Genomic DNA, 25,099 nt, shown 5'->3' with positions numbered 1-25,099 from the left:
CGAAACACATTCAAATTTCCAAAAATTTTTTATAACAAATTTACTCATTAGTATAGACTATATATTTTAATGTGTTATACTAATTCCATGAAAATGCTTACAACACTAATATTAGACATGGGGGTCGTCATTTATGGCAATACAGTCAATTACCGAATCAATCGAACTTTCAAACCTTTTAAAGAAGGACACAACACTACAGCAACTTTCTAGAACTGAATTATATAATCACATTCTAGAAGCAGGAGAAGGCGTATTAACAGAATCTGGCGCAATCAGAATGGAAACTGGTAAATACACAGGTCGCTCTCCTAAAGACAAATTTATCGTTAAAGAGGAAGATACTGAACAAGATATTGATTGGGGTACAATCAACCAACCTATCTCAGAAAGTAACTTTTTAAATTTATATGACCAAGTTATTGACTACTTAAACCAAAAATCACAACTTTATGTCTTTAATGGATATGCAGGTGCAGATGAATCATCACGATTAAATTTACGCGTGATTAACGAAATGCCTTGGCATAATTTATTTGCACAGAACATGTTTATCCGCCCAGAAACTAAAGAAGAAGCACTTAATATCAGCCCTAATTTCACTGTTATTAGTGCACCAGGATTTAAAGCTGATCCAGAAAAAGACGGTACAAATTCTGAGACATTCATTATAACTTCGTTCAAACACCGTGTCATACTAATTGGCGGTACTGAATACGCTGGTGAAATGAAAAAAGGTATATTCTCAGTAATGAACTATTTATTACCTAAAAAAGGTATTATGAGTATGCACTGTTCAGCAAACGTAGGTTATAACAAAGATGTAGCTTTATTCTTTGGTCTATCTGGTACAGGTAAAACAACGTTATCTGCAGATCCTAATAGAAAATTAATCGGAGACGATGAACATGGCTGGAACGAAAATGGTGTCTTCAATATTGAAGGTGGTTGCTACGCTAAAACAGTAAGTCTTAGTCGTGAAAAAGAACCACAAATTTACGATGCTATTCGTTATGGTACAGTTCTAGAAAATGTTACCGTAAATCCTAATGGTTCAGTTGATTATGACGACACTACATTAACTGAAAATACAAGGGCTGCATACCCAATAGATTTTATCGATAATATTATTACACCATCAATAGCTGGTCACCCAAATACAATTATCTTCTTAACTGCAGATGCATTTGGCGTATTACCACCTATTTCTAAATTAGATAAATCTCAAGCTATGTATCATTTCTTAAGTGGTTTCACTTCTAAGTTAGCAGGTACAGAAAGAGGCGTAACAAGCCCTCAACCAGTATTCTCAACATGTTTCGGTTCACCTTTCTTACCATTACATGCGACTGAATACGCTGAATTACTTGGTAAATTAATTGATGAACATAATGTAGATGTTTATCTTGTAAACACTGGTTGGACTGGCGGCGAATACGGAGTAGGTTCAAGAATGGATTTGAAACATACCCGTTCAATGATTCGTCGTGCAATTAGTGGAGAAATTAAGAATTCAGAATTTGTTCAAGATGATATCTTTGGCCTTAATATCCCGAAACATGTACCAGGTGTACCTTCGGAAATATTATATCCACGTAATACATGGGTATCTTCTGACGCATATGACGAAAAAGCAAAATTACTTGCTAAGAACTTCAAAGAAAACTTCAGTAAATTCGGAGAGTCTTCTGAACATATTCAAGAAGAGGGCGGATTTACGTATAATCGCTTATAAAATACTAAAAGAGCTTGGGCCTTATTGGTCCAAGCTTTTTTCACATTTATACATCCATTCTTTGATTTGTAACAATGTTTGCTTTTCTATTTCTGGTCTTAAAACATGCCCTTCTCCATTTAAATAGATCGTTTGATGTTCAACCGCTTCTTGCTTTAAATGTTCTTCTAAATGATATGCCATATTAATATTTACTTGCTTATCTTTATCACCATGAACGATTAATATAGGTGGACTGTCTTTATGAATAGATTGCAATGCATTTCTACGTGCATAAGCTTCAAATTGTTTTTTAGGATGTCCAACCATTCTTTTTAACATCCCTCTTAGATCTATTCGTTCTTCGTACATCATTAGTAAATCTGACACGCCGCCCCATATAATATAACTCGTTGCTTTCACTTTTTGATACGTAAGTAAGCCTTGAATACCTCCTCTAGAGAATCCAATCATATGAACAGGAACATTTGGATAGTGTGATTTTAATATTTCTATCCCTTCTATAACATCATGAAGGTCATCACCACAAAATTCGTCTCTACCTTCACTACCGTTACTACCTCTGTAATAAGGTGCAAATACAAGTGTATGTTTATCTTTAAATTGCGCCATACGACCTGGTCTCACTCTACCTACTTGTCCTTTGCCACCACGTAAATATACAACTATGCGATTAACACGTTTATTTGGTGTCATCAACATGCCTCTGACTTTCAATTCATCCACTTCATATATCACTTCTTCAGTTAGATGATGATTAAAGAAAACTGGCATTTTTTTCTTACTGTAGAAATCCAAGTTTATACACCCTTTCAACGCACTTTAATATTGCTGTATCTTTTAAAAGAAAGCTCTTTTCTTCTTCAGGTATATCATTGATTTCTTTAGCAATAACGGGTCCATAAGTTTCGAAATATGCTTTATTGCTATCCATTGATTCGACCTCAATAAAATAGACATCTTTATTAAATGGGATTTTATCATGTACAGTATATGAAGCTATAAACGTTATATTTTTAGCGACCGCACCCGTTTCTTCATATAATTCACGCTGAACAGCCTCTTTATTCGTTTCATTTGGTTCAACTTTCCCACCAGGAAATTCAATACCTCTTATCTTATGATGCGTTAACACATATTCATTATTAAAAATCGGAATACCAAGAACATGTTTCGCATTTTGTTGATCTGTTGGACATTTATATACTAAATCAACATCCAATCCATTTGGATCTTTGTAGCGCATGATACACGACCTCTTTCTTCAATTATGATAAACTGTATATACATATTATTAGGAAGGTAGAAGATATTGAAAAAGTTAACCTTAACGACCTTAGTATTAACAATTACTCTTATTCTAGCAAGTTGTAGTCCAGAAGGTCAAAATAAATTTGATGATAGTAGCGATGCTATCGAAGCTTTTCAAAAAAACATTAAAAAAGTAGATTCACATTCGATTAAATCTACTAACGAAACAACAGTTGATTTTCAAGATAAAAAAACAACGCTTAAACAACTGTCACATGGCCGAACAAACCACCATGATAAACTTGCATTTAATGTCGAACAAAAAAGTAATACAAAACAAATTCCAGTGCATAATAAAAGTGTTTGGATTGATTCAAACGAAATCAAATCCTCCCCTAAATCTAAGTATTTAAATTTTCATGCAAAAAATGCCGAGATCGATTATTATCAAAAAATTGGGCAAGATTGGTTCGATTTAACGACTTTTAATCAAAGTTTACTAAAACCTATTGAAGATGATGTCACTTTAGAAAACAATACTCTTTCATATGAAGGTACAGGAAAAGTTATGGAGTATCTCTATCAACTAGGATTTAGTCAATCACCACTGGCAGATCAAGCGTCATTAAGCAATATTAATGACTTAAAAATTAAAAGTGGTAAGTTTAAACTTACATTCCAAAAAGACAAAACATTACCAAAAACGTTAACCTTTAACATTAAAGCAACTGGAAAAATTAAAAATGAAACGATTAACATCCATATGAAACAGACAACAGCTTTCTATAAATTCAATTCCACTGATGTTAAACCATACCAGAACTTAACGAAAAACAATTATAAATAGGAGCATTGATATGAAAAAAGTATTTATTAAATTAATACGCCTTTATCAACGATATATATCCCCATTGACACCACCTACATGCAGGTTCCAACCTACATGTTCTAACTATGCTGTTGAAGCTATTTCAGAATATGGTGTCATAAAAGGAACTTGGTTAGGTACGAAACGTATCTTAAAATGCCACCCATTTCATCCAGGTGGATACGATCCTGTTCCACCTAAAAAAGATTCATAACATTTATTTAAAGGCATATGCGCTAAAAATTTAGCACATATGCCTTTTATTTTGTTAATTTATCTTTATCAACGATTGGTGGCAAATATTTAATTTGATGACCTTGAGTCTTTGCACTATTAACAACGAAATCTTCTGTAAAGTAATAATCACTTGGTGTTACATCACTCGGATAAGAACTTTGCTGAGCTAAGTATGCAGTATAGTAACTACTGAGTCCAAATTCATACATCCCACCTATGACATATTTAAGTTGATGTTCGCGACAATATTCTATAATTTCAAGCGCTTTATCTATACCTCCAACACGTGAAGGTTTAATCACAACACCATCGATCAGGTTATGCTGATTAAATTGAATAATTTGCTCTAAATTTAGAGCACTTTCATCAATAAATACTGGTAACTTAAGCGCACTAATATGCTCAAAATAGTCCTCATATTTAGAAAATGGCTGCTCAATATATATAAATTGTTCATCTTTAAATGTATTTAATAAAGACACATGTTCATGATTTAACACACCATTTGCATCAATCGCTCTTTGTATTTGTGGATAATGTTCTGTTAAAAAATCTATATCTCGATTAACTTCTTCATGCCATTTTAATTTAATTCTCGTTGGTAATTCACCATTATATTGCTTAAAATAGTATTCAATATTTTGATTAATTGTTGCACCATATGCCACTTCAATCGGCTTTAACTCATGGAATTTCTGAAAAAATATCATAGACATAACGCTACGTGCATTCGGATATTCGATGAGTTCATCTATTAATTCACAACATAATGGATAACTATTAAAATCAACAAATTCATGTTTTTCAAACCATTTTATTAAAGTTTCTTCAACTTTATCTATTGTCTCGAAATGATACCAGTCACTATTAAACGCATTACATTCACCATAATACGTAGACCCATTCATATCTTGCCATTCTACAATTAATGCTTCTCGCTCATTTAATGCTATTAAAGGTGTTCGTATCGGTACTCTGAAAGGTGCTTTGAATCTATAGAAATGCAAACTATTTTTTCTCATTCATGACCCACGCCTTTACTTTATATCTTGAAAGTTTACCAGTTGAAGTTCTTGGAATTTCGTTTATTTTATAAAAGTATTTTGGGTGTTTATACTTTGCTAATTTATTATTGAGTATATTTTTAAATGTATCATCTTGGATAGTCTGTTCCGCTTCATACACTAATGCAGGTACTTGACCCCACTTTTTATCATCAACTGGTACAACAACACAATTTTGAACATCCGGATGAATTAATATAACATGTTCAATTTCAAATGGATAAATATTTTCTCCACCACTAATGATTAAATCTTTTCTTCTATCATAAATATATACATAACCGGAATCATCTATTGATCCAACATCACCTGTTTTAAAATAACCATCTTCAAATGTATCTGAATTCTGACTAACTGTTAAATAGCCATTCATCACATTGCCACCGGATACAGCGACTTCCCCATGTCCTTCTTCATTTTGATTTAAAATTTTGAGTCTTACATTTGAAGGTACTTTCCCTACTGTACTTGGTTCTTCACGTAACATCTCTGGACTTGCTGTAACAAACTGAGAGCATGTTTCAGTCATACCAAACGAATTATATATCGGCAATTGATTGTCTAACGCTTTATTAATCATCGTTTCAGATAACTTTGCGCCGCCTAACAATATTTTTTCTAATTGATATGGTCGTGTTAACTCATCTTGCATCAACCATTGTAGTGTTTGAGGCACTAATGAAATATGTGTGATGTTATCATTTTTAATTAAATATATCACGCGATCAACATCAAATTTCGGTTCTAAAATAAGAGTAAAACCTTCAATTAAACTACGTATTAACACACTTAAACCTGAAATATGGTATATCGGTAATACGGACAACCATCTCGTTGATTCATCATAGCCGAGACTTTCTTTGCAACCTATTGCACTAAAATAATGATTTGAAAAAGTTTGTGGTACAGCTTTTGCAGGACCAGTTGTACCAGAAGTAAACATAATCGTCGCAATATCATCCATATCAAACGTAAAATCATAATCTTCATGTTTAATGTCGTCCAAATATATATCCTCGATATCGATACAATTTTGTTTAATATGTAAAGGTTTATACGTAAAGACAGTTTGAACACCAATACTGTCCAATTGTTGTTCAATTTCGACTGGTGTTAACTTTGTATTAATCATAACCACTTCTACATTTGCTAACCAAGCTGCAATGATAAGTGATGCATGTTTAATATCATTCTTTATATATAGTCCAACTCTTTTCAATTGTAGTTGCTTAATGTAATGTGCTTTGTTTTTAGAATCGTTAAATAGCTCTTCATAAGTTAATTCAACATCACCTTGTTGAATTGCAATTTTATGTGGTGTTCGAGACACCTGTTGTTCAATCCAATGTTTCATCGTTTGGACCTCCTTATACCATTATTCATTATAACGATATTTTTGAATTTAAACATAAAAAATGCTTTAAAACATCAAAAAACCTAGGTGACAAATTCACCTAGGTTTTCAGCATATTAGATTGATTCTTTTTCTCTTCTTTGTGTAACGAATCGTTCAAGTAATAAGAAGACAAGGCCTATAATTGTTAAGAATGGCGCGACTAACGCTAGGTCCTTAACTTCTAATTGACTTACTACCATACCGCCGATGAACGCGCCAAGAGCATTACCGATGTTAAATGCAGATTGATTCATCGTACTAGCAAGCATTGGTGCATCTTGTGAAATGACCATACTTTTAAATTGTAATGATGGACTCATACTAAATCCAATCAAACCAAATACAAAAATACCAACAACCATTAGCAAGCTATAATTTTGAATAAAGTACATCATAAAGATATATATTGGAAAGACGATAAATATCGTATTCAATGCTTTATTTAAATTCCAGTCTGCTAATTTGCCACCAATAATATTACCAAATGTTACACCAACACCGAATATAATAAGCACAAATGAAATCCAACGTTCTTCTATATGCGAAACGTTAATTAATATTTGAGAAATATACGTGAAATAAGCAAATACACTACTGAATCCGAACAGTGTTACACCTAGTGTCAGCCAAAGTTTAACATCTTTTAATACACTCAATTCATTTTTAATTGAAATCGGCTGTGTATCTTTTTGATTAGGTACAAATCGAATAATACCTATTAATGTTAATAATCCTAGAACACTAATAATAATAAATGTCATTTTCCAGCCAAAAATTTGGCCAACAAATGTTCCGAATGGTACACCAATGATGTTGCTCATTGTTAATCCCATAAACATTAAAGCCATTGCACTTGCTCTTTTATGAGGGGGTACCATACTTGCTGCAAGTATTGAACCTATACCAAAGAATGAACCGTGTGCTAAAGCGGCAATAATTCTACTTAACATAAGCGAACCATAATTAGGCGCAATACCACCTATCCCGTTACCTACTATAAAAATAGCCATTAATAAGACGAGTAAATTTTTTCGAGGTAATTTATAAGTCGCTAACACTATAATCGGTCCGCCAATTGCAACACTCAATGCATAACCTGTAATCAATTGACCCGCATCGGATACCGTTACATCGAGATCTCTTGCTATATTAGGTAACAAACCCATGATTACAAATTCAGTCATACCTATCGCAAAAGCACCAAGGCTAAGTATCCAAATCGCTAAAGGATATTTTTTCATGTCTCAACGCTCCTTTAATCTTATTATTTTAATCAGATTTATCCATATTAGTACTTTTGCTAAGCAATTACAAGAGTTTTTTTGAATTTTGTATAGAAAAAAAACCTGAGTTAATTTTTTCTCAGGTTTTTAAACGTTTTCATTATTGAGTTTGTATCCAACCTATTCCAATCGTGCCATATCCAGTATGAACAGATGCTACTGGAACTAACGGTTCGATATATACACTTACATCTTTATTTAAAGTTAAAATACGCTCTTTCCACACATGTGCTTCTTGCTCATTCCCAGCATGTAATACACCAATATGTGTAACACCTTTATCAATAATTTCTTTAATATGTGTGATTAAATAAGCTTCTATTTTCTTGTTGCCTCTAGACTTAAGTTCTAAGTCGATTGTACTGTTCTCTAATTTCAATAGTAACTTAATATGAAGCAAACTACTTAATAAATATTTGCTGTTCGAAACCCTTCCACTATTCTTTAATTGTTGTAAGTTTCTTGGCAACAAATATAATTCACTTGTATGTTTAACTTCTTCTAACTTATTAATGATTTCTTCAAATGAATAGTCCTCATCATAAAGTTTTCTACCATACTCGACTAATTCTTTTTGAGGAAAGCTACCTGTTCCACTATCAATTACATGAATTTCCATTGGGAAAGATTGTGCAGTTGATAGCGATGATGCATATGTGCCTGATAAACTACTAGAAGGATGAACTGCAATAACATGTGTATAGCCTTCTTCTTGAATTTGCTCATACGTTTCAATAAAATCTTGAGGTGTAGGTTGAGCCGTTTTTGCACCATTACCATTTTCTTTTAACATATCAAAAAATAACTTTGAACTTTCAAATTCTGAGTCTTTATAAGGTTTGTCATTAATAATTGTAGATAAAGAAACGACAAATAAATCTTTATCATTCATATTTTGATCAATATAAGTTGTTGTATCAATTAACCACGCTAATTTCATTACTTCCTCCATTGTATATACAATAAATGCATTCACTATATAAATAAGTATTTTTAACCTAACTTAATTAATAACATATAATCAATATTGAAACAATTAAAAACAGAACAGATAAGTTAAAGCAATCATATAATAATTACCACAAATATCATTCTAGTATAATAAATAGCCAAACATATAGAAAACGTAATACTTTCACAACAATGAATAAAAATAAATCTCTAAAAAAATCCATAAAAATTATTATTAAAATATATTATTTACAAGATTTAAAAGTTTATTAAAAAATGATGATAACCTATACGCATTTAACCTTCATATGCTATCATTTTAATATTGATAACTAGATAGGAGTCATAACAATGAGTTTATTAAAAACAGAACTACAAGAAAAAGATTATCCAATCAAACATTTAAAATTATAATTTATAATTGAGGTTTTGCTTATGAACAAACAGACAAATATATTGTTACTTATTTCAGTTATTGCCATTTCACTAGCTGCAATATTGGTAAAGCTATCAAACGCCCCTTCTAGCGTGATAAGCATGAACAGGATGTTTATAGCAGTCATCTTACTAGTACCTTTTGCATATCGATATAAAAAAGAAATCTTTAAATTAAGTATTAAAGATTTTCTATATCTTGTATTAGCCGGTCTATTTTTAGCGCTTCATTTCGGATTATGGTTTGGTTCATTAAAATTAACAACCGTTGCTAGTTCAACAGTCATATTATCTTTACAACCCATTATTGCGATTATCGCAAGTTTCTTATTTTATAAAGAAAAAATGATGCTAAAAGTTTTGAGTACAATTTTAATATCATTTATCGGTGTTGTAATCGTAAGTTGGGGCGACTTTAATTTAACTGACTTAACTGTAATGATTGGTAATGTATTGTCCTTATTAAGCGTAATATCTATAGTGTTTAAGCGTAATATCTATAGTGTGTTACCTAATGATCGGAAAGAATGCAATGCTCAAACTCACACATTGGGTTTATAGCATCATTGTGTTCTTCTTAGCAGGCGTGTTTTTACTCATTTATAACATCATTACGCATGCTACATTAGTAAACTATTCAATGAAAGAATGGCTCTTATTTATATCATTGGCAATTTTCCCAACAATAGCACACGTCATATTTAATTATCTCTTAAATATAATCAATCCAACAACCATATCAATGAGCATGCTATTAGAACCCGTAGGCGCCTCAATATTAGCAATATTTATCCTTAAAGAATACTTAGGATACGTACAAATACTCGGTATCGGTATCGTACTCTTAGGTGTGTATTTCTTCTTAAAAGCACAGAAAACTGAAGTGACATGAATATTTAAGAATATTTAAAGGCTAGGACTTAAATAAAAAAGTCCTAGCCTTTATTTTGATTTGATATTTATAAATATATTATTTACTTTTTGTTATAAAATCTAATAATTTAAACATCACATCTTTATTTTCTTTAGGTACTTCATAGTCAATTATTTCTTTAGGTGTTTGATTCAATACAGAATCTACTGCATAAGAAAAGTCATTCGTAACAATTTCTTTAACATCAAAAGGTCCAGGTTCAAAATGAAATTGTAAGCCAATAACATTATCTTTTAATAAGAAGCCTTGGTTTGTTAAGTACTCACTTGAAAATAGCAATTCTGCATTTTTAGGAATTTGGAATGTTTCTTCATGCCAATGCAATGCCATTAATTCTTTCGGCAGATCCGGTATAGTATCACTTTCAATGTAAACTTTATCCCAGCCCACTTCTTTTACTGGTGATTTACTCACTGTATAACCTATTGCTTTTGTTATTTGTTGAGCACCATAGCAAGCTCCAAACATTGGTTTGTTATCTTTCAATAACTCTCTTATTAACTCTCTTTCTTTAAAAATCCAATCATCTGTATCATTCGGACTCATTGGACCGCCCAAAATAATTAGTAAATCAGTTTCTTCAGCAGAAGGTAATACTCCATTATAAAAATACGGATGATAAATATACAAATCATGTCCTCTTTCTTTAGCCCAATCACCTATTGACCCAACACCTTCATTTGGCGTATGTTGTAAAACATTTATTCTCATAAAATAAGCAACTCCTTATATAATTAACAAATTCTAATAACTATATTATAAGTCATTTAAGCAAAATAATGTAAAAATCCTTTATTTCAGAAAAATTAAAGGCTAGGACTTTTTTACATCAGTCCTAGCCTTTGTTTTGCCCATATATCGTAACAAGGTTACAATAAAAATAGTAAATAAAACGTTAAACCAAGTAATGCTATACCAGTGGTATAGTTCAAAACCGTTCTGATCCTTATTTTTGTAATATTTGACAATGTGATCAACTCCAAATCTTATATTTCGTATGATTTTAGCGATTTTATCTGTTATCTATCACATTGAATTATCATACTTTAACAACTCTATTATAATATATTTTCTCTGAAATGGATAAAAAATAAATAATTTCAAAGGAATGATACACATGTCCAAATACACATTAGACAGCACTTTTTTATACATGGCTCTTATGACTTTGCCATTTATTTTTATAATGCCTGTAATGTTTAGTGTTCCACTTGTTTTATTAATTTTTAGTATTAAAAAGAAAGAAGACTAATATACTTTTATAAATACTCGTGTTCACTAGCGTTATAAATAATTAGAAAGGGTGAAATGATATTGAAAGCTAAAAAAATGGATAAAATGTTGTTTCAATCTAAATTCCCTGAAGTTGAGGTCTTACTAGAATCTGAAACATCAACTAAGATTGATAAAGAGTATGTAATAGGTTCAATATTTGTGACAATACACGAAATTATATTAGTGCAGCATAAAGCAAATTTAACTTTTCAAATCCCGTGGTCAGAGATTGTTTCATTAGATACAATAGAAAACTTTATTTCTAGTAAATTAATTTTAGATTAGAGATTAATCATTTTAACAATGATGATATAAAAGTGTTTCAACATAAAAACGAGCAATTGATTAAGGTATGTTTAAGTTAAAATAGCAATGCTACTAATATAGTGATAATCATAGATAAAAGGCTTAATATAGTTGGTATACTAATACCTATCCAGAAACGTTTTGATGTAACTTTATTATCGTTTATTTCATTTTTTAACTCGGAAACAGCATTTTTTATTTCTCCTGATAAAACATCTTTAGTTAAGGAAATTTTATCATTGATAGCATCGAATCTATTATTCATATTTATTTCATGCTGCTGAAATTCTGGTCTCGTAATATATTCACTATTCATAAAAGCACCTCCTTATATACTCCCACTTTCTAGTTTTATCAAGTATATATTACAACAAAATCAAATTGAGCACAATACAGAATGTTAAAATTAACAAACTCTTATTTATAATATAGTAATCACCTTCTCTGCCTCAGTTTGAAAAGCGGTATATGTTGGCATTAACTAACTCGAATTAGCCATATACAGTTACCTCGTTGGCATTAAATCAGTTCATTAATATATAGCAATTAGTTTAGGAATATATTCGGAACTTATAGATGAACATAAAAAAAGCAAGTATCAAAAAGTAAGAGAATTTTTCTCTAGACACTTTTTTGACACTTGCTCAACTAGAAATACTTACCGATTATCTATATTATAATAAGGATTCAAATAATAATTTCACAAAATATCCAATAGATGCAAGATAAATATTAATAATTATTAAAATCCCAATAAAGATAAATAAAAACAGAAGTATAGATATTCTTAAAATTGTATTCTTATATCTTTTAAGCGCTGGTGAAATAAGATTCGAATTAATCAATATTTCACTTTCTTTAAAGCTATATATATTATCAATCACATTAAAATAGTTAATCAAAAAATTTTTATAGTATATATAATTGTAAGAATGGTGCAAAACAATAATAAATCCCACTAACAAAATAAAAATAATTATAATTGTAGTAAATAAAATACTATCTAAATCTTGCTTTTTATATACATAAAAGAATAAAGAAGCTAAAATCCCAGTGATTACAGATAATAATTGTGTAATTGATCTATTGGTTACATCTGTTATTTTGTTACAAGTATTTATGACTTCTTCCAATAGTTTATTGTGATTATCAAAATAATTATCCACATTTTTATTTATATAATTCTCAATTGAATCTGAGGTTTTCACATAAATCTTTTCAAGCTTTTCTATAAATTCTTTTAAATTTGAATTGTCATTTAAATAAATTGATAATACTCTTATCAAAATTTTATTTTTATCATAAACATGTAGATCTTTAGAATTCAAATGTGAATTTAACTTCTTTAAAATATTCCGTGTTTCATTTTTTAAAGAACAATTCGATGGTGTAATATTATTAATATTAACATGTTTGTCACCTTTCAATTCAATACTATCATCAATTTGCTCTAACTCAGTAATAAATGCAAATGTCGAAATAATTGTTACGTAATCAATATAATTATATATATTTAAAGTTAATTCATCAGTTGTATAATCCATATTTTTTATATAACTTCTATAGTCTGTTATGTCTTGAATTTTATTTTCGGGTCGGTTTTTCATAAAGTTTTTATTACTAATTTTCACGAAATTAATAGCGCCCATAACATCTCTTTCAACATTATAGACTACTGAATATAAGTTATTACAATTGAATTTGCCATCAATGAATTTTTTTAAATCTACATAAAATATTTCATGTTTTTCAAGGTTAATATTAGACTTTTCAATCACAAAATCTATACTAATCATTTGGTTAAAATCTTCTTTTTCCAACTGATTATTCAAATATTTATCAAGTAAAAAGCTATTATTATTACTAGCATTATTAGTTTCAATTCTTAAAGGCTTAATTATAGTACCAGAATTAAATTTTAATATGTTTTCAAATCCAATATTTTTTAATGTTCTATCGCTAATTCTTACTTTAGCTGACTTATTATTTTCCGAAACAACATCATAGTTAATCATGGCATTAAAAAATATATTTAATTCTTCAAACATATTCTCACCTACTTCCTATTCATCCTCACTTATTTCATCTATGTATATTTTATTAATTTTAATAATAATAAAATTTTCATCTTCTAAATTCACATCTACTCCATCTGAAATATGAGGATCATACTTGAGAATAATCCTTTCGTCTTTGTCCTTCCATGTTCTTCTAAATTTAGGAACATTTATAGGTGTAAATTCAAAATATAATTCTGTACCATGTTTTTCTATAAGAGAATCACTCCACCTATTTTTAACTGTTTTAGTTATTTCCTTATCATCAATGCTATCATTAAGAATGTTTTGAACTTCATCAGCAAAATTAATGTTCCGATTTGTGAAAAAAAGCCCATGAAATTTTTCTTTAATATCGGAAAGGCACTCTGTAGTAATATCATCTTTTTCCTCTCTAATAATTTCTAATAATTTTGATTCTGAGTTAGCTATAAATCTATTCGCTCTCTTATCATCAATAATAATTTCACCTTCAAGAAAGTTATTAATAAAGAATCCTGAAACATTATCATCCTTAACTTGTTTATCTATAACAAAGAATTTGTAATTATCATCAACTTTATTTAATTCAAAAAATGCAGCCTTATGAAGCCTAGTGTTACTATTTGGCAATAAATTATTTATCTCTTCTAATTGCACCTCATCTGGATTGAATCTTACACCATTTTCAGGTTCCATTTTCATAATGCAAAGATTGTATTGTTCACTTTTTACATAAATTACAAAAATAAGTATACCGCTACTTTTAGACTTATTCTTCATCGTTTTATGTAATTTTAGTGTTAAATTTTTAGTAATCTTTAAGATATTTTCTGTAGAAGAAATATGCTTATTTAATTCATTTAATGACTTTACAAAATCATTGTTGTCTTCTTCGATATGAACGAATTTTGACGGTTTAGTAGCATTATGTACTCTTTGTTTTTCTATATGTTCTTTAAAGTATCTTTTGAAAGTTTCTTCCCCATCAATATCTAGGCTGAAGTCAACTATATCTTTAGAATATTTTGGATATTTCTTATCTACATCTATATAATGAGTAGTCACATATTTTATTTCCATTCCCATTACCTCTTTTACAATTTACTTATCAATATTATACATTTTACAAAATCAATATAAAAGTATAATTTAATAAACTTTGTAAATATCAATTGAAATTAGATCACAATTTAGGAGATCAGAAAAAGTATTAAATATAAATGACATCTTATATCCATCATACATCCTCTTTTCCTCAAAAATAAACCCGCTTTATAATTGATGTAGACAAAGGTGAATAATTGACATAAAATATTTTTTCTAAATAAAGTCAAAAAAAGAAACCCCACTATCATGGGGTTTCTAGCAATATCAACGTCTTGGATTAGTTGATTATTAAGGTACAAGCGGAGAGTGAGGGATTCGAACCCTCGAGACGCTTGTGACGCCTACACACTTTCCAGGCGTGCTCCTTAGGCCAACTCGGACAACTCTCCACAAACAAAAAAATCAGAAGCGATATTTCACCTCTGATTATATGACCCCTACGGGATTCGAACCCGTGTTACCGCCGTGAAAGGGCGGTGTCTTAACCGCTTGACCAAGGGGCCTTATGGCTCCACAGGTAGGACTCGAACCTACGACCGATCGGTTAACAGCCGATAGCTCTACCACTGAGCTACTGTGGAATAATAATGGAGCGGGTGATCGGAATCGAACCGACAACATCAGCTTGGAAGGCTGAGGTTTTACCACTAAACTACACCCGCTTAAGTAAATAATATATATATGGGGCGACTGATGGGAATCGAACCCACGAATGTCGGAACCACAATCCGATGCGTTAACCACTTCGCCACAATCGCCATACTTGTTTAAAAAAGTATGGCTCAGGACGGAATCGAACCGCCGACACAAGGATTTTCAGTCCTTTGCTCTACCGACTGAGCTACTGAGCCAAAATAAAAATGGCGGTCCCGACGGGAATCGAACCCGCGATCTCCTGCGTGACAGGCAGGCATGTTAACCGCTACACCACGGGACCATCATTAAAAAGTATTGCGGGAGGCGGATTTGAACCACCGACCTTCGGGTTATGAGCCCGACGAGCTACCGAACTGCTCCATCCCGCGCTAATAATAAGTAATTTGGCTACCTTATTAATATAACACATTCATTAATATTATGTCAATAAAATTTTAATAATTTTTTATTGAAAATGGTGACCCCTACGGGATTCGAACCCGTGTTACCGCCGTGAAAGGGCGGTGTCTTAACCGCTTGACCAAGGGGCCTCTAATTGAGAACTACTTAAGTATATATAGAAATATTAAGAACGTCAATGCTATTTCTTTACTTTTCTTAATAAAAAATTTGAACTTTTAACATCTATGTGACAATTGTCACTAATGGGAGAAATAATCATTCAAAACACCCTCTTTTTTTATCTTTAGAAGTCTTATTTATTCATGATTTTTATAGAAAAAAGTGATCATAAAGTTGTTTTTTTCGAAGTTAATGTGAAAAAGATGAATTAAAATTACCCATTTTCAACACAGTAATCATTAATTTATATAGACATCTCTATGTTGCTTGTTTGATCAGTCTTCCAATTTACAGCGACTCTATGTTGCTTGTTTGGTCAGTCTTCCAATTTACAGCGACTCTATGTTGCTTGTTTGGTCAGTCTTACAACATTCAGTCCTCCAACATTGCATGTCAGCTCCAACTAGCAACATTCAGACCTCCAATATTGCTTGTCACGCTCCACTAGCAACATTCAGCCTCCCAACATTGCTTATCACGCTCCACTAGCAACATTCAGCCTCCTCCTCCAACAAAAAAACAGAAATTCTAATGTTAAATTAGAATTTCTGTCCCGCTTCAATACGCTTCCATCCTCTTCCATGCACTTCCGCGCACTATCTACTATCTACTTCAAATACTCTATCATCTTGTCACTAGCGTTCTTAGCCATTTGTACACAATCTGGTAATCCGACTGCATCAAATGATGCACCTGTTATGATAAGGTTATGATAATTCTGATCGATATGTTCTTGTATATCTCGAATACGATCGATATGACCGACTTCATATTGAGGCATGCTGTGTGGTAATTTCGTTACGATAGAGAATTCTGGTTCTCCTTTTATCGTCATGATTTTATTCAGATCATTTAGAGCGACTTGTTTCAATTGTTCTTCGTCTTTATGATGAATAATATTTGAGCCTGGTTTACCTACATACGCTCTTAATAAGACTTTTCCTTCTGGTGTTGTATGTGGCCATTTTTTATTTGTCCATGTACAAGCTGTGATGGCTGTATCACTTGTTCTTGCGATTACAAATCCAGTTCCGTCTTTATCATTAACGACTTGATCCTTATCAAATGCCATAACAACTGTTGCAACACTTGTTGAAGGCATATAGTTAAAGTAATCCAATTTAAGATCATCTTCAAACCATTTAACGAAATGTTGGTGTGGTATTGTAACGATTACACCATCATATTCGTGTTCTTCATTATTTATAGTTAAAATTGTTTTATTATCTTTTTCTACTAAATTTTGAACTGAAGCATTTAAATGTATTTGAACACCTTTATTTTCAAGACTATCACTTAAAGTTTGAATGAATGATTCAAGGCCATGTCTAAATTGTTTAAATTGGCCTTTTGGTTTGACTGTTACTTTTTTATCGGCATTATTTTTAGCTTTTTGAGCTATCATACCTTTTATTAAGCCACCCTCTTTTTCTTCTTGTTCTTTAAAATGAGGAAATGTTGTTTTTAAGCTTAATTTATCAATATTTGCACCATAAATACCTGCCATTAAAGGTTCGATTAAGTTTTCTAATACTTCATCACCTAATCTTTGTCTAAAGAAATGGCCGATTGATATATCTGTATGCATCGGTTTAACAGGTAAGAAATAATCTAAACCCGCTCTTAATTTAGCTGCTGGAGAAATCAATTGTGTTTTAAGAAATGGTTTAATTTCTGTAGGTATACCCATAATTGAACCACCTGGTATTGGATATAACTTATTATGGCTGTAAATATATGATTGCCCTGTTTTATTTGTTACTAAATCATCAGCAATCCCAATTTCTTCAGCCAATTCTGTCATAATTGTTTTTCTACCTAAGTATGATTCTGGCCCTAGTTCAATTGTATAACCATTTTTACGATACGTTTTAATTTTGCCGCCTACTCTGTCTGATTGTTCATATACATCAATTTGTGCATCTGGATAATCTCTTCTTAAATAATGGGCAGCAGATAACCCAGTTATCCCTGCCCCTATTATTGCAATTCGTTTTGACATACTTAACACTTCTTTCTTATTCGAATATCGAATTAGAATTTTTTCTTAATTGCTGATACCATTGCTTCTATAAATTTAGGATCAATATTTGGCATTGGTGGTCTGTGATATTTCACGCCTAATTCATCACAAACAACTTTACATTCATAGTCGTTGTCATATAATACTTCTAAATGTTCACATACAAATCCTACTGGTGTATATATAAAGTGTTTATAGCCATGTTCATTGTATAAGTCTCTCGTTAAATCTTGAACATCTGGTCCTAACCAAGGTTCTCCAGTTTGACCTTCTGATTGCCAACCTACTGATACATGTTTAATGTTAGATTCTTCACTTAAAATTTTAGCAGTTTCTTCTAATTGATCAGGATATGGGTCGTTTGCTTTTTTAATTTTTTCAGGCAAACTGTGCGCTGAAACGATTAATACTGTTTCATCATGACTTTCTTCTGGAATTGTTTGTAATGTTTCATCAATCATGTTTGTCCAGTAAGAAATGAATGCCGGTTCATTATAAAATTGCTCAACGTGATGCATTGAAATACCGTATTTATCAGCTTCTTCTTGAGCACGTTTATTATAACTTCCAACTGAGAAATTAGAATAATGAGGTGCTAATACAATCGTAACCGCTTCTTCAATACCATCATTATGCATTTGTTCTACTGCATCTTCAATAAATGGATGAATATGTTTTAAACCAATGTATAATTTAAATTCAACATCTTCATATGCTTCATTTAATGCGCCAAGTAAACTTTCTGCTTGTTTCTCTGTTGTACCTGCTAATGGTGAAATACCACCAATCGCTTTATAACGTCCTTTTAAGTCTTCAATTTGCTCATCAGATGGCTTACGACCATGTCTAATGTGTGTGTAATAAGGCACAATGTCACTTTCTTTATAAGGTGTACCATATGCCATAACTAAAAGTCCCACTTTTTTATTCATCTTCTATACTCCCTTTAATATAATTAAGCTGTTTAATAACCTATCTTTGTTGTAATTTATATTTTGCTGAATAATCATGCACAAACTGAGCAACTCTTCTCAATGTATCAGGTTGTACTTCTGGAAAGACACCATGTCCAAGATTAAAGATATAATTATGGTCTACTAAACCTTGATCCAATATTTGAACGAGTCTTTGTTCAATAACTTCCCATGGTGCTAGTAAAATAGCTGGATCTAAGTTGCCTTGTAACGTCTTAGTAATACCTTTTTCCCTAGCTTCTTTGATTTGTAAGCGCCAATCTAGCCCGATTACATCAACCGGTAATTGATTCCATTCTTCTATTAAATGGCTTGCTCCAACACCAAATGTTGTAACAGGTACGTTCTTTTCTTTAATTGCTGCAAAAATTTTATTCATAGATGGTCTAATGAAATAATGATAATCTTCAGCATTTAACGCACCTACCCATGAATCGAATACTTGAATCATCTTACATCCAGCATCAATTTGAGCATGTGTATAGCGAATTGCCATATCAGCTAATGTATCCATTAATTTAAACCAAGCTTCTGGCTGTTTATACATAAACGCTTTAGTCTTATTATAATTTTTAGATGGTCCACCTTCAATCATATAGCTCGCTAATGTGAATGGTGCGCCTGTAAATCCTATTAATGGTACGTTAAGTTGTTCTTCTGTTAAAAGTTTAATCGTATCTAAGACATATTTCACGTCTTCTTCAGGATTAATTTGACCTAATCGATTAATATCAGAAATGTCTTTAATAGGGTTATGTATAACAGGTCCTATTCCAGATTTTATTTCTACATCTACACCAATTCCAGTTAAAGGTGTCATAATATCTTTATATAAAATTGCAGCATCAGTATTATATTGGTCTACTGGTAATTTTGTAACATATGCACAAAGTTCTGGTTGATGTGTAATTTCAAATAGTGAATACTTTTCTTTAATTTTTCTGTATTCAGGCTGTGATCTACCTGCTTGCCTCATAAACCAAACTGGAGTATGAGATGTTTTTTCTCCCTTTGCTGCTTTTAAAATTGTATCGTTAAACGGTACACTCATTTATTTCACCTCATTATAATCATTACAATCTATTTTAACATATTCTATTATAAAGACATCTCTGTGCACAAAAATTCATAAATTATACAAAAGATTTCATGAATTGGTTGATTTTAGCGCTTACATGTTTATAATCTAATTAAAGAGATATAGGAGGTATATCATTATGAAATGTTATATAACAACAGGTACGTATCATTTTCTGCACAGTATAATGAAGAAACATCCAGATGAAGATATTCATCATTATACGAGACAAGATACGACAGTACTTATTCATGAAACAAATGGTGATACAGTATTTGCACAACCTAGAGAATATCGAATATTAGAATCAAAAGGTGTTTTTATCAATCATGAATTTATAGCAGCAAGCTACATTCCTGTATCTGATGAAATGCAACATCGATTCGAAAATCATTATGTAGATATCGACAGTCAATTCGATAATTTCGAAGGGTTCGAATCGTTTAGATTACTCAAACCTCGAAAAGGCGATACTTATATGATATTAGTTGGTTTCGATTCAAACGAATTATATGAAGATTTCACTAAATCATCTTTCTACGCTGAATATTTCTCTAGAGAGGCTACTCGTAAATTCTCTGGTGCTGAACAATATTCAACAGCAAATTATACAAAGTACTGGTATAGACCTGAAGAAGATGAAGAAACTGAAAACGAACAAGCATAATTATAAAATAAACAAGAAGAAATGACTCTCACTGAGTCACTTCTTCTTGTTTATTGTTATTAATCTCTAAGTAGCTCTTGATGTTTCTTAATTTTCTTAATAGAAGAATCTATTGTTAACCAACCAACAATGAAGAATAATATAACGAAATAAATCGCTGTACCAAATTTCAAGATATATATGATTGATAAAATAATACCTAAGACAATCATGATATTAATTAAAAACTGATGATAGCCTTTAACAACTTGTCCTTCACTTACCGGCCATACTTGAGGCCACAATCCATATGCTTGTTGTTTATAAAATTGAGATAATTGTAATATTAACAAGTACATGATTAAAGCACCTAATATTGCTGATATAACTGACTGATCAATCCACCAAATGAGTAAAAGTCCGATAATCAATAATCTTAAGACGATAAAGAATGCATCTTTCCCTCTTGCAAAACTTCTTACAAATAAAAATTTATACATATAATCTTGATTAAATTTCTTTGAACTTGGAACTTTTAAGAAGACATCTAAATATCTTCTGCGAACTGTTCTTTCATTTAATACTTTTACATCTGTAAACATATTAACGAATTTATAATAATTCATCTTATGATTATGTTCGATAGCAATTAGTGTTTCCCACTGATAAAAAGTACCTCTATTGATATTTTCTAATAAAATAATTAAAGCAATCAATACGACAATAGATAATAGACCTGATAATGCCCCTACTTTTAAAGTTGTGTAATAACCACTCGCATACACGATAAAGAGTAATACATTAATTCCCCAAATTTCTAATCCATATTTTAACCAGAACCATTTCATAATCAGTCCTAGAATTGGAAAGACGAAACTCAATATCATAACCGTGATATATAAGTAAAATTTACCACCCATTAATTGATAGAATAATGGTAGACCTATCACTAAAATCACGACTGGTAAAAATAGTCGATTAAAAAAACTATATGTCAGTGCTTTTCTAATATAAACCATTAAGTGTTTCTCAAATGGTAATAAATATAACTTATCCGCTTCTCTAAAGAAAGTCCTCATTGGAAATATCGAACAAATAGATAATATAACCGAAAAGATTAGTCGATAGTTAATATTTTGTGGAATGTCTTTTAACCAATTACTATAGCCTAACGCGAATGCGCCAATCATAATAGTTATAAATATTAAGAAATGACCATTAAAAATGAATTTATTGTAATTCATTTTCTCTAATACTTCTTCTCTTTGTCTAACCTTATATAAAGTATTTACATCATTCATACGCTTCACCTTGTGTTAAATGTATATAAATATCATCTAGCGTTGCATTGTTAAGTCCTGTTTTTTCTCTCAGTTCTTCTAAATCGCCCATCGCTACTAAACGACCTTGATGTAATATAATAAATCTGTCGCAATATCTTTCAGCAGTTGCAAGTATATGTGTAGACATTAATACTGAAGATCCTTGATTACGTCTTTCTACTATTAAATCTAACATTGTTTGTATACCTAATGGATCTAACCCTAAGAATGGTTCATCTATAATATATTGGGTCGGTTCAACTAAGAATGCGCAAACAATCATAACTTTTTGTTTCATACCTTTTGAAAAATGTATCGGAAAGACTTTTAATTCATTTTCAAGTCTTAGTCTTTTCAATAGTGGCATTGCCTTTTCAAGTGCAGTGTCTTTATCTATACCATATGCCATAGCAGTCATGTATATATGTTCTTCTAAAGTTAATTCATCATATAAAACTGGACTTTCTGGTATATATGTAAGATTTCTTCTATAAGATTCTATATCTGCTTTAATATCTATATTATTAATGGACATCTCACCTTGTTGTGGTGTTAATAAGCCAAGTATATGTTTAATTGTTGTACTCTTCCCTGCACCATTTAAACCAATAAGTCCTACTACTTCATTTGGTTTACATTCAAATGAGATATCATGGATAACAGCTTTTTTACCGTATCCACCTGTTAAATTATTCACTTTAATTGTCACGTGAACACACCTCCAAAATATATTGTAGCATGTTCTCAATGTTACATTCATTAAATATTATCTTTATCAGTGAGATGATATTACGAGCATGATATAATAAAACTAATATTTACATAGGAGATGATAGTATGTCAGAAACAATATTCAGCAAAATTATCGACGGTGAAATTCCATCATTCAAAGTTTACGAAAATGATTATGTATATGCATTCTTAGATATTTCTCAAGTAAGTAAAGGTCATACATTACTTATACCAAAGAAAGCTTCACCTAATATTTATGAAACAGATCCAGAAACAATGAAACACATAGCTGAAGCTTTACCAATCGTCGCGAATGCCATCAAGAAAGCTTTCAACCCTGATGGTTTAAATATTATTCAAAATAATGGTGAGTATGCTTCACAATCTGTATTCCATATCCACTTCCACTTAATCCCTAGATATAAAGAAGATATCGATGGTTTCGGTTATATTTGGAATACGAATGAAGATCAATTAGATGATGAAAAAAAAGCAGAAATCGCACAAACAATTCAACAGCATTTTTAATACACTGCATGTTTACAAAAATTGAGGGTATATATTTAAATAAGAGATATCAAGGAGGATAATTATGAAATTTTCAAGACTCGCAATTGGTGTTGGTGTAGGATTTGTAACAGGTTTTACAACAGCTATTTTAAATACAGACCGTTCTGGTGATGCTTTAAAGACAGATTTAAAATCAACTGCTGACGGTTCTAAAATTCAATTAAGTGAAATTAAAGACAATGCTATTGAAATAAAAGATTATGTATTAAAGACAAAAGACGAAAGCCAAATTGCCATTCAATCATTAAGTGAAGAAATTAAAACGATGATTAATGAATTTAAAGCTGATATTAACCCCAATATTGAACAAATCCAGAAAAATATTGAAAATATTAGTAATCGTGGCAATGAAATTCAAAAAGAAATTCAAAATACTAAGCTTCCATTTCTAAAAAATTAGAAAACATGTTAAAATTATTATATTATTAAAGTGTTATAACTAAGCATGATACATTAGTATCATGCTTTTATTATACAAAAAAGGGGGATGTAACTATGTCGAATGAATTGGACATGATTGAGAAAATGTTATTTACTCATAAGGTTTCACAGTTATCTAAAGCTTTATGGAAGACAATCGAGAAAGATTGGCAGCAGTGGATTAAGCCTTTCGACTTAAATATTAATGAACATCATATTTTAATTATTATTAGAAGTTTAAATGAAGCTACAATTTCTGAAGTGAGTAAATATGGTGTTATGCATGTATCTACTGTTTTCAATTTCGCTAAAAATTTAGAAAAACGTGGCTATTTAACAATGCCTAAAAGTCAGCACGATAAGCGAACAACTTATTTAGAGTTAACGGATAAAGGTCTTGCAGTGCTAAGAAAGACATATTTAAACTATTCAAATGATACAAACAGATTATATGAAATTGCTGCAGATTATGAAAAGGTCATGTACAATATGCCAGAATTTACAGATGTGAAATATATCGTTGGTCAAATATACGGTAGCGACTTTATTCATCACATTGAACAAAACCATGAACAATTAAGAAAATATCTACTTGACGAACAGTCTGAGGATGATGCATAATATCAAGATAAATCATATCTTAGAAGGTGACATTTCTTATGTTTTTGTGTTCTAAATCAATAAATATACAGTCTCGTTACGGATTACAGAGAATTGTATTAATTAGTGCTTTAGTTTCATTCTTAACATTTATCGTCACTTACGAAATATTCAATTATATACAAACAGAACCTTTAAAGGACGATAAGTTTATACTATTCTTATTCGTCCTTTGCTTAATTTATCCAATTCATAAATTGTTGCATTTGATTGTATTAATGTATTATCGTAAGTCATTTAAAATGAACAAAACAACTAAAGCTAAACGCGCTTTACCTTTATATAATATTAGAGTAGATCAACCAGTTAATAAGATTGTATTTTGTTTTGCACTTATTTGCCCGCTCGTAACGATAACTACCCTATCTATTGCACTCGTAAATATAATTCCACAATACGGACATTACATTTTATTTATAATGTCTATTAATATTGGCATATCAATTATTGACTTACTTTATTTGAAGATTATTTTATTCACAAAAAAAGGTACTTATATTGAAGAAAGAAAAAATGGTATCGAATTGTTAACAAAACGTTCACTGGATGCCGAACATTTATAGGTTATTTTTTGT

26 protein-coding genes and 9 tRNA genes are annotated in these 25,099 nt (G+C 30.9%); 11 read left to right on the top strand and 24 right to left on the bottom strand.

Annotated features, from left to right (window positions below; all coding sequences use genetic code 11):
* The first annotated feature begins 133 nt into the window (after nt 1-133).
* Nucleotides 134-1,735, top strand: a complete 1,602-nt coding sequence (gene pckA, locus MHH94_RS05475; RefSeq protein WP_048539512.1) for a phosphoenolpyruvate carboxykinase (ATP) — start codon at nt 134-136, stop codon at nt 1,733-1,735.
* 21 nt (nt 1,736-1,756) lie between these two features.
* Here pckA and MHH94_RS05470 read toward each other — a convergent pair whose 3' ends face one another.
* On the bottom strand, nt 1,757-2,533 hold the full coding sequence (locus MHH94_RS05470) for an alpha/beta hydrolase family protein (RefSeq protein ID WP_172968511.1): 777 nt from the start codon (nt 2,531-2,533) through the stop codon (nt 1,757-1,759).
* Nucleotides 2,517-2,981 (bottom strand): RNA deprotection pyrophosphohydrolase, encoded by a 465-nt coding sequence (ytkD, locus tag MHH94_RS05465; protein WP_107609444.1) that lies wholly within the window; start codon nt 2,979-2,981, stop codon nt 2,517-2,519. Before ytkD ends, MHH94_RS05470 begins: the two co-directional genes overlap by 17 nt.
* Nucleotides 2,982-3,047: 66 nt before the next feature.
* Between ytkD and MHH94_RS05460 the strand changes: the two genes are divergently transcribed.
* Both MHH94_RS05460 and yidD read left to right on the top strand, forming a co-directional pair.
* The gene (locus tag MHH94_RS05460; protein ID WP_106417460.1) at nt 3,048-3,833 is read left to right on the top strand and encodes a hypothetical protein; all 786 of its coding nucleotides are present in this window, start codon (nt 3,048-3,050) and stop codon (nt 3,831-3,833) included.
* Nucleotides 3,834-3,843: 10 nt separating this feature from the next.
* On the top strand, nt 3,844-4,068 hold the full coding sequence (gene yidD, locus MHH94_RS05455) for a membrane protein insertion efficiency factor YidD (RefSeq protein ID WP_025905546.1): 225 nt from the start codon (nt 3,844-3,846) through the stop codon (nt 4,066-4,068).
* 46 nt (nt 4,069-4,114) lie between these two features.
* Here yidD and menC read toward each other — a convergent pair whose 3' ends face one another.
* From menC to MHH94_RS05435, 4 genes are all read right to left on the bottom strand, one after another.
* Nucleotides 4,115-5,113 (bottom strand): o-succinylbenzoate synthase, encoded by a 999-nt coding sequence (menC, locus tag MHH94_RS05450; RefSeq protein ID WP_058591983.1) that lies wholly within the window; start codon nt 5,111-5,113, stop codon nt 4,115-4,117.
* Nucleotides 5,100-6,509, bottom strand: coding sequence for an o-succinylbenzoate--CoA ligase (gene menE / locus MHH94_RS05445; RefSeq protein WP_119650479.1), 1,410 nt, complete (start codon nt 6,507-6,509; stop codon nt 5,100-5,102). Before menE ends, menC begins: the two co-directional genes overlap by 14 nt.
* A gap of 116 nt (nt 6,510-6,625) precedes the next feature.
* Nucleotides 6,626-7,792, bottom strand: a complete 1,167-nt coding sequence (locus MHH94_RS05440; RefSeq protein WP_058591981.1) for an MFS transporter — start codon at nt 7,790-7,792, stop codon at nt 6,626-6,628.
* A 142-nt stretch (nt 7,793-7,934) separates the two neighbouring features.
* Nucleotides 7,935-8,774, bottom strand: coding sequence for a DegV family protein (locus MHH94_RS05435; protein ID WP_107603223.1), 840 nt, complete (start codon nt 8,772-8,774; stop codon nt 7,935-7,937).
* 446 nt (nt 8,775-9,220) lie between these two features.
* Between MHH94_RS05435 and MHH94_RS05430 the strand changes: the two genes are divergently transcribed.
* Both MHH94_RS05430 and MHH94_RS05425 read left to right on the top strand, forming a co-directional pair.
* On the top strand, nt 9,221-9,781 hold the full coding sequence (locus MHH94_RS05430; RefSeq protein WP_340840033.1) for a DMT family transporter: 561 nt from the start codon (nt 9,221-9,223) through the stop codon (nt 9,779-9,781).
* Nucleotides 9,753-10,112, top strand: a complete 360-nt coding sequence (locus tag MHH94_RS05425; protein WP_340840032.1) for an EamA family transporter — start codon at nt 9,753-9,755, stop codon at nt 10,110-10,112. The genes MHH94_RS05430 and MHH94_RS05425 overlap by 29 nt, the downstream gene beginning before the upstream one ends.
* Before the next feature lie 78 nt (nt 10,113-10,190).
* On the opposite strand, the gene MHH94_RS05420 is transcribed toward MHH94_RS05425, so the two are convergent.
* The gene (locus MHH94_RS05420; RefSeq protein WP_119650495.1) at nt 10,191-10,865 is read right to left on the bottom strand and encodes a type 1 glutamine amidotransferase; all 675 of its coding nucleotides are present in this window, start codon (nt 10,863-10,865) and stop codon (nt 10,191-10,193) included.
* Nucleotides 10,866-11,468: 603 nt separating this feature from the next.
* Between MHH94_RS05420 and MHH94_RS05415 the strand changes: the two genes are divergently transcribed.
* Complete coding sequence (locus MHH94_RS05415) at nt 11,469-11,714, top strand: hypothetical protein (protein WP_340840030.1); 246 nt, start codon at nt 11,469-11,471, stop codon at nt 11,712-11,714.
* Between the two features lie 76 nt (nt 11,715-11,790).
* On the opposite strand, the gene MHH94_RS05410 is transcribed toward MHH94_RS05415, so the two are convergent.
* From MHH94_RS05410 to hemE, 15 genes are all read right to left on the bottom strand, one after another.
* Nucleotides 11,791-12,051: a hypothetical protein gene (locus MHH94_RS05410; protein WP_232179755.1), complete on the bottom strand. Its 261-nt coding sequence runs from the start codon at nt 12,049-12,051 to the stop codon at nt 11,791-11,793.
* A gap of 358 nt (nt 12,052-12,409) precedes the next feature.
* On the bottom strand, nt 12,410-13,783 hold the full coding sequence (locus MHH94_RS05405) for a hypothetical protein (protein ID WP_340840026.1): 1,374 nt from the start codon (nt 13,781-13,783) through the stop codon (nt 12,410-12,412).
* Between the two features lie 15 nt (nt 13,784-13,798).
* Nucleotides 13,799-14,854, bottom strand: a complete 1,056-nt coding sequence (locus tag MHH94_RS05400; RefSeq protein ID WP_340840024.1) for a hypothetical protein — start codon at nt 14,852-14,854, stop codon at nt 13,799-13,801.
* A gap of 327 nt (nt 14,855-15,181) precedes the next feature.
* Nucleotides 15,182-15,270, bottom strand: a tRNA-Ser gene (locus MHH94_RS05395).
* A 42-nt stretch (nt 15,271-15,312) separates the two neighbouring features.
* Nucleotides 15,313-15,384: transfer RNA gene (locus tag MHH94_RS05390), tRNA-Glu, on the bottom strand.
* 3 nt (nt 15,385-15,387) lie between these two features.
* Nucleotides 15,388-15,462: transfer RNA gene (locus tag MHH94_RS05385), tRNA-Asn, on the bottom strand.
* A 7-nt stretch (nt 15,463-15,469) separates the two neighbouring features.
* Nucleotides 15,470-15,543: transfer RNA gene (locus MHH94_RS05380), tRNA-Gly, on the bottom strand.
* A gap of 20 nt (nt 15,544-15,563) precedes the next feature.
* Nucleotides 15,564-15,639 (bottom strand) — tRNA-His (locus MHH94_RS05375).
* A 20-nt stretch (nt 15,640-15,659) separates the two neighbouring features.
* Nucleotides 15,660-15,732, bottom strand: a tRNA-Phe gene (locus MHH94_RS05370).
* Nucleotides 15,733-15,742: 10 nt separating this feature from the next.
* Nucleotides 15,743-15,818, bottom strand: a tRNA-Asp gene (locus tag MHH94_RS05365).
* A gap of 14 nt (nt 15,819-15,832) precedes the next feature.
* Nucleotides 15,833-15,906: transfer RNA gene (locus MHH94_RS05360), tRNA-Met, on the bottom strand.
* An 87-nt stretch (nt 15,907-15,993) separates the two neighbouring features.
* Nucleotides 15,994-16,068 (bottom strand) — tRNA-Glu (locus tag MHH94_RS05355).
* A gap of 638 nt (nt 16,069-16,706) precedes the next feature.
* A complete protein-coding gene (gene hemY, locus MHH94_RS05350) occupies nt 16,707-18,101 on the bottom strand; it encodes a protoporphyrinogen oxidase (RefSeq protein WP_153653540.1) in 1,395 nt (464 codons plus the stop codon).
* A gap of 32 nt (nt 18,102-18,133) precedes the next feature.
* Nucleotides 18,134-19,054, bottom strand: coding sequence for a ferrochelatase (gene hemH / locus MHH94_RS05345; protein WP_025904824.1), 921 nt, complete (start codon nt 19,052-19,054; stop codon nt 18,134-18,136).
* 40 nt (nt 19,055-19,094) lie between these two features.
* The gene (gene hemE / locus MHH94_RS05340) at nt 19,095-20,147 is read right to left on the bottom strand and encodes a uroporphyrinogen decarboxylase (protein WP_058591054.1); all 1,053 of its coding nucleotides are present in this window, start codon (nt 20,145-20,147) and stop codon (nt 19,095-19,097) included.
* A 166-nt stretch (nt 20,148-20,313) separates the two neighbouring features.
* Between hemE and MHH94_RS05335 the strand changes: the two genes are divergently transcribed.
* Nucleotides 20,314-20,841: an antibiotic biosynthesis monooxygenase family protein gene (locus MHH94_RS05335; RefSeq protein ID WP_058591055.1), complete on the top strand. Its 528-nt coding sequence runs from the start codon at nt 20,314-20,316 to the stop codon at nt 20,839-20,841.
* A gap of 59 nt (nt 20,842-20,900) precedes the next feature.
* On the opposite strand, the gene ecsB is transcribed toward MHH94_RS05335, so the two are convergent.
* Nucleotides 20,901-22,121 (bottom strand): ABC transporter permease EcsB, encoded by a 1,221-nt coding sequence (gene ecsB, locus MHH94_RS05330; RefSeq protein WP_107603501.1) that lies wholly within the window; start codon nt 22,119-22,121, stop codon nt 20,901-20,903.
* Nucleotides 22,114-22,851, bottom strand: a complete 738-nt coding sequence (locus MHH94_RS05325) for an ABC transporter ATP-binding protein (RefSeq protein WP_058591057.1) — start codon at nt 22,849-22,851, stop codon at nt 22,114-22,116. Before MHH94_RS05325 ends, ecsB begins: the two co-directional genes overlap by 8 nt.
* Before the next feature lie 128 nt (nt 22,852-22,979).
* Between MHH94_RS05325 and MHH94_RS05320 the strand changes: the two genes are divergently transcribed.
* The 4 genes from MHH94_RS05320 (at nt 22,980) to MHH94_RS05305 (ending at nt 25,087) form a co-directional block, all read left to right on the top strand.
* On the top strand, nt 22,980-23,402 hold the full coding sequence (locus MHH94_RS05320; RefSeq protein WP_025904819.1) for an HIT family protein: 423 nt from the start codon (nt 22,980-22,982) through the stop codon (nt 23,400-23,402).
* Nucleotides 23,403-23,466: 64 nt separating this feature from the next.
* Nucleotides 23,467-23,844, top strand: coding sequence for a YtxH domain-containing protein (locus MHH94_RS05315; protein ID WP_025904818.1), 378 nt, complete (start codon nt 23,467-23,469; stop codon nt 23,842-23,844).
* A gap of 95 nt (nt 23,845-23,939) precedes the next feature.
* The gene (locus MHH94_RS05310) at nt 23,940-24,485 is read left to right on the top strand and encodes an HTH-type transcriptional regulator Hpr (protein WP_025904817.1); all 546 of its coding nucleotides are present in this window, start codon (nt 23,940-23,942) and stop codon (nt 24,483-24,485) included.
* A gap of 38 nt (nt 24,486-24,523) precedes the next feature.
* The gene (locus tag MHH94_RS05305; RefSeq protein ID WP_025904816.1) at nt 24,524-25,087 is read left to right on the top strand and encodes a DUF3267 domain-containing protein; all 564 of its coding nucleotides are present in this window, start codon (nt 24,524-24,526) and stop codon (nt 25,085-25,087) included.
* Nucleotides 25,088-25,099 lie beyond the last annotated feature (12 nt).

This window comes from Mammaliicoccus sp. FSL K6-3158 (assembly GCF_038005105.1).
Taxonomy (GTDB): domain Bacteria; phylum Bacillota; class Bacilli; order Staphylococcales; family Staphylococcaceae; genus Mammaliicoccus; species Mammaliicoccus sciuri.
Note: the sequence above shows the minus strand (reverse complement) of the source record. Positions and strands in the feature narration are given on the sequence as shown.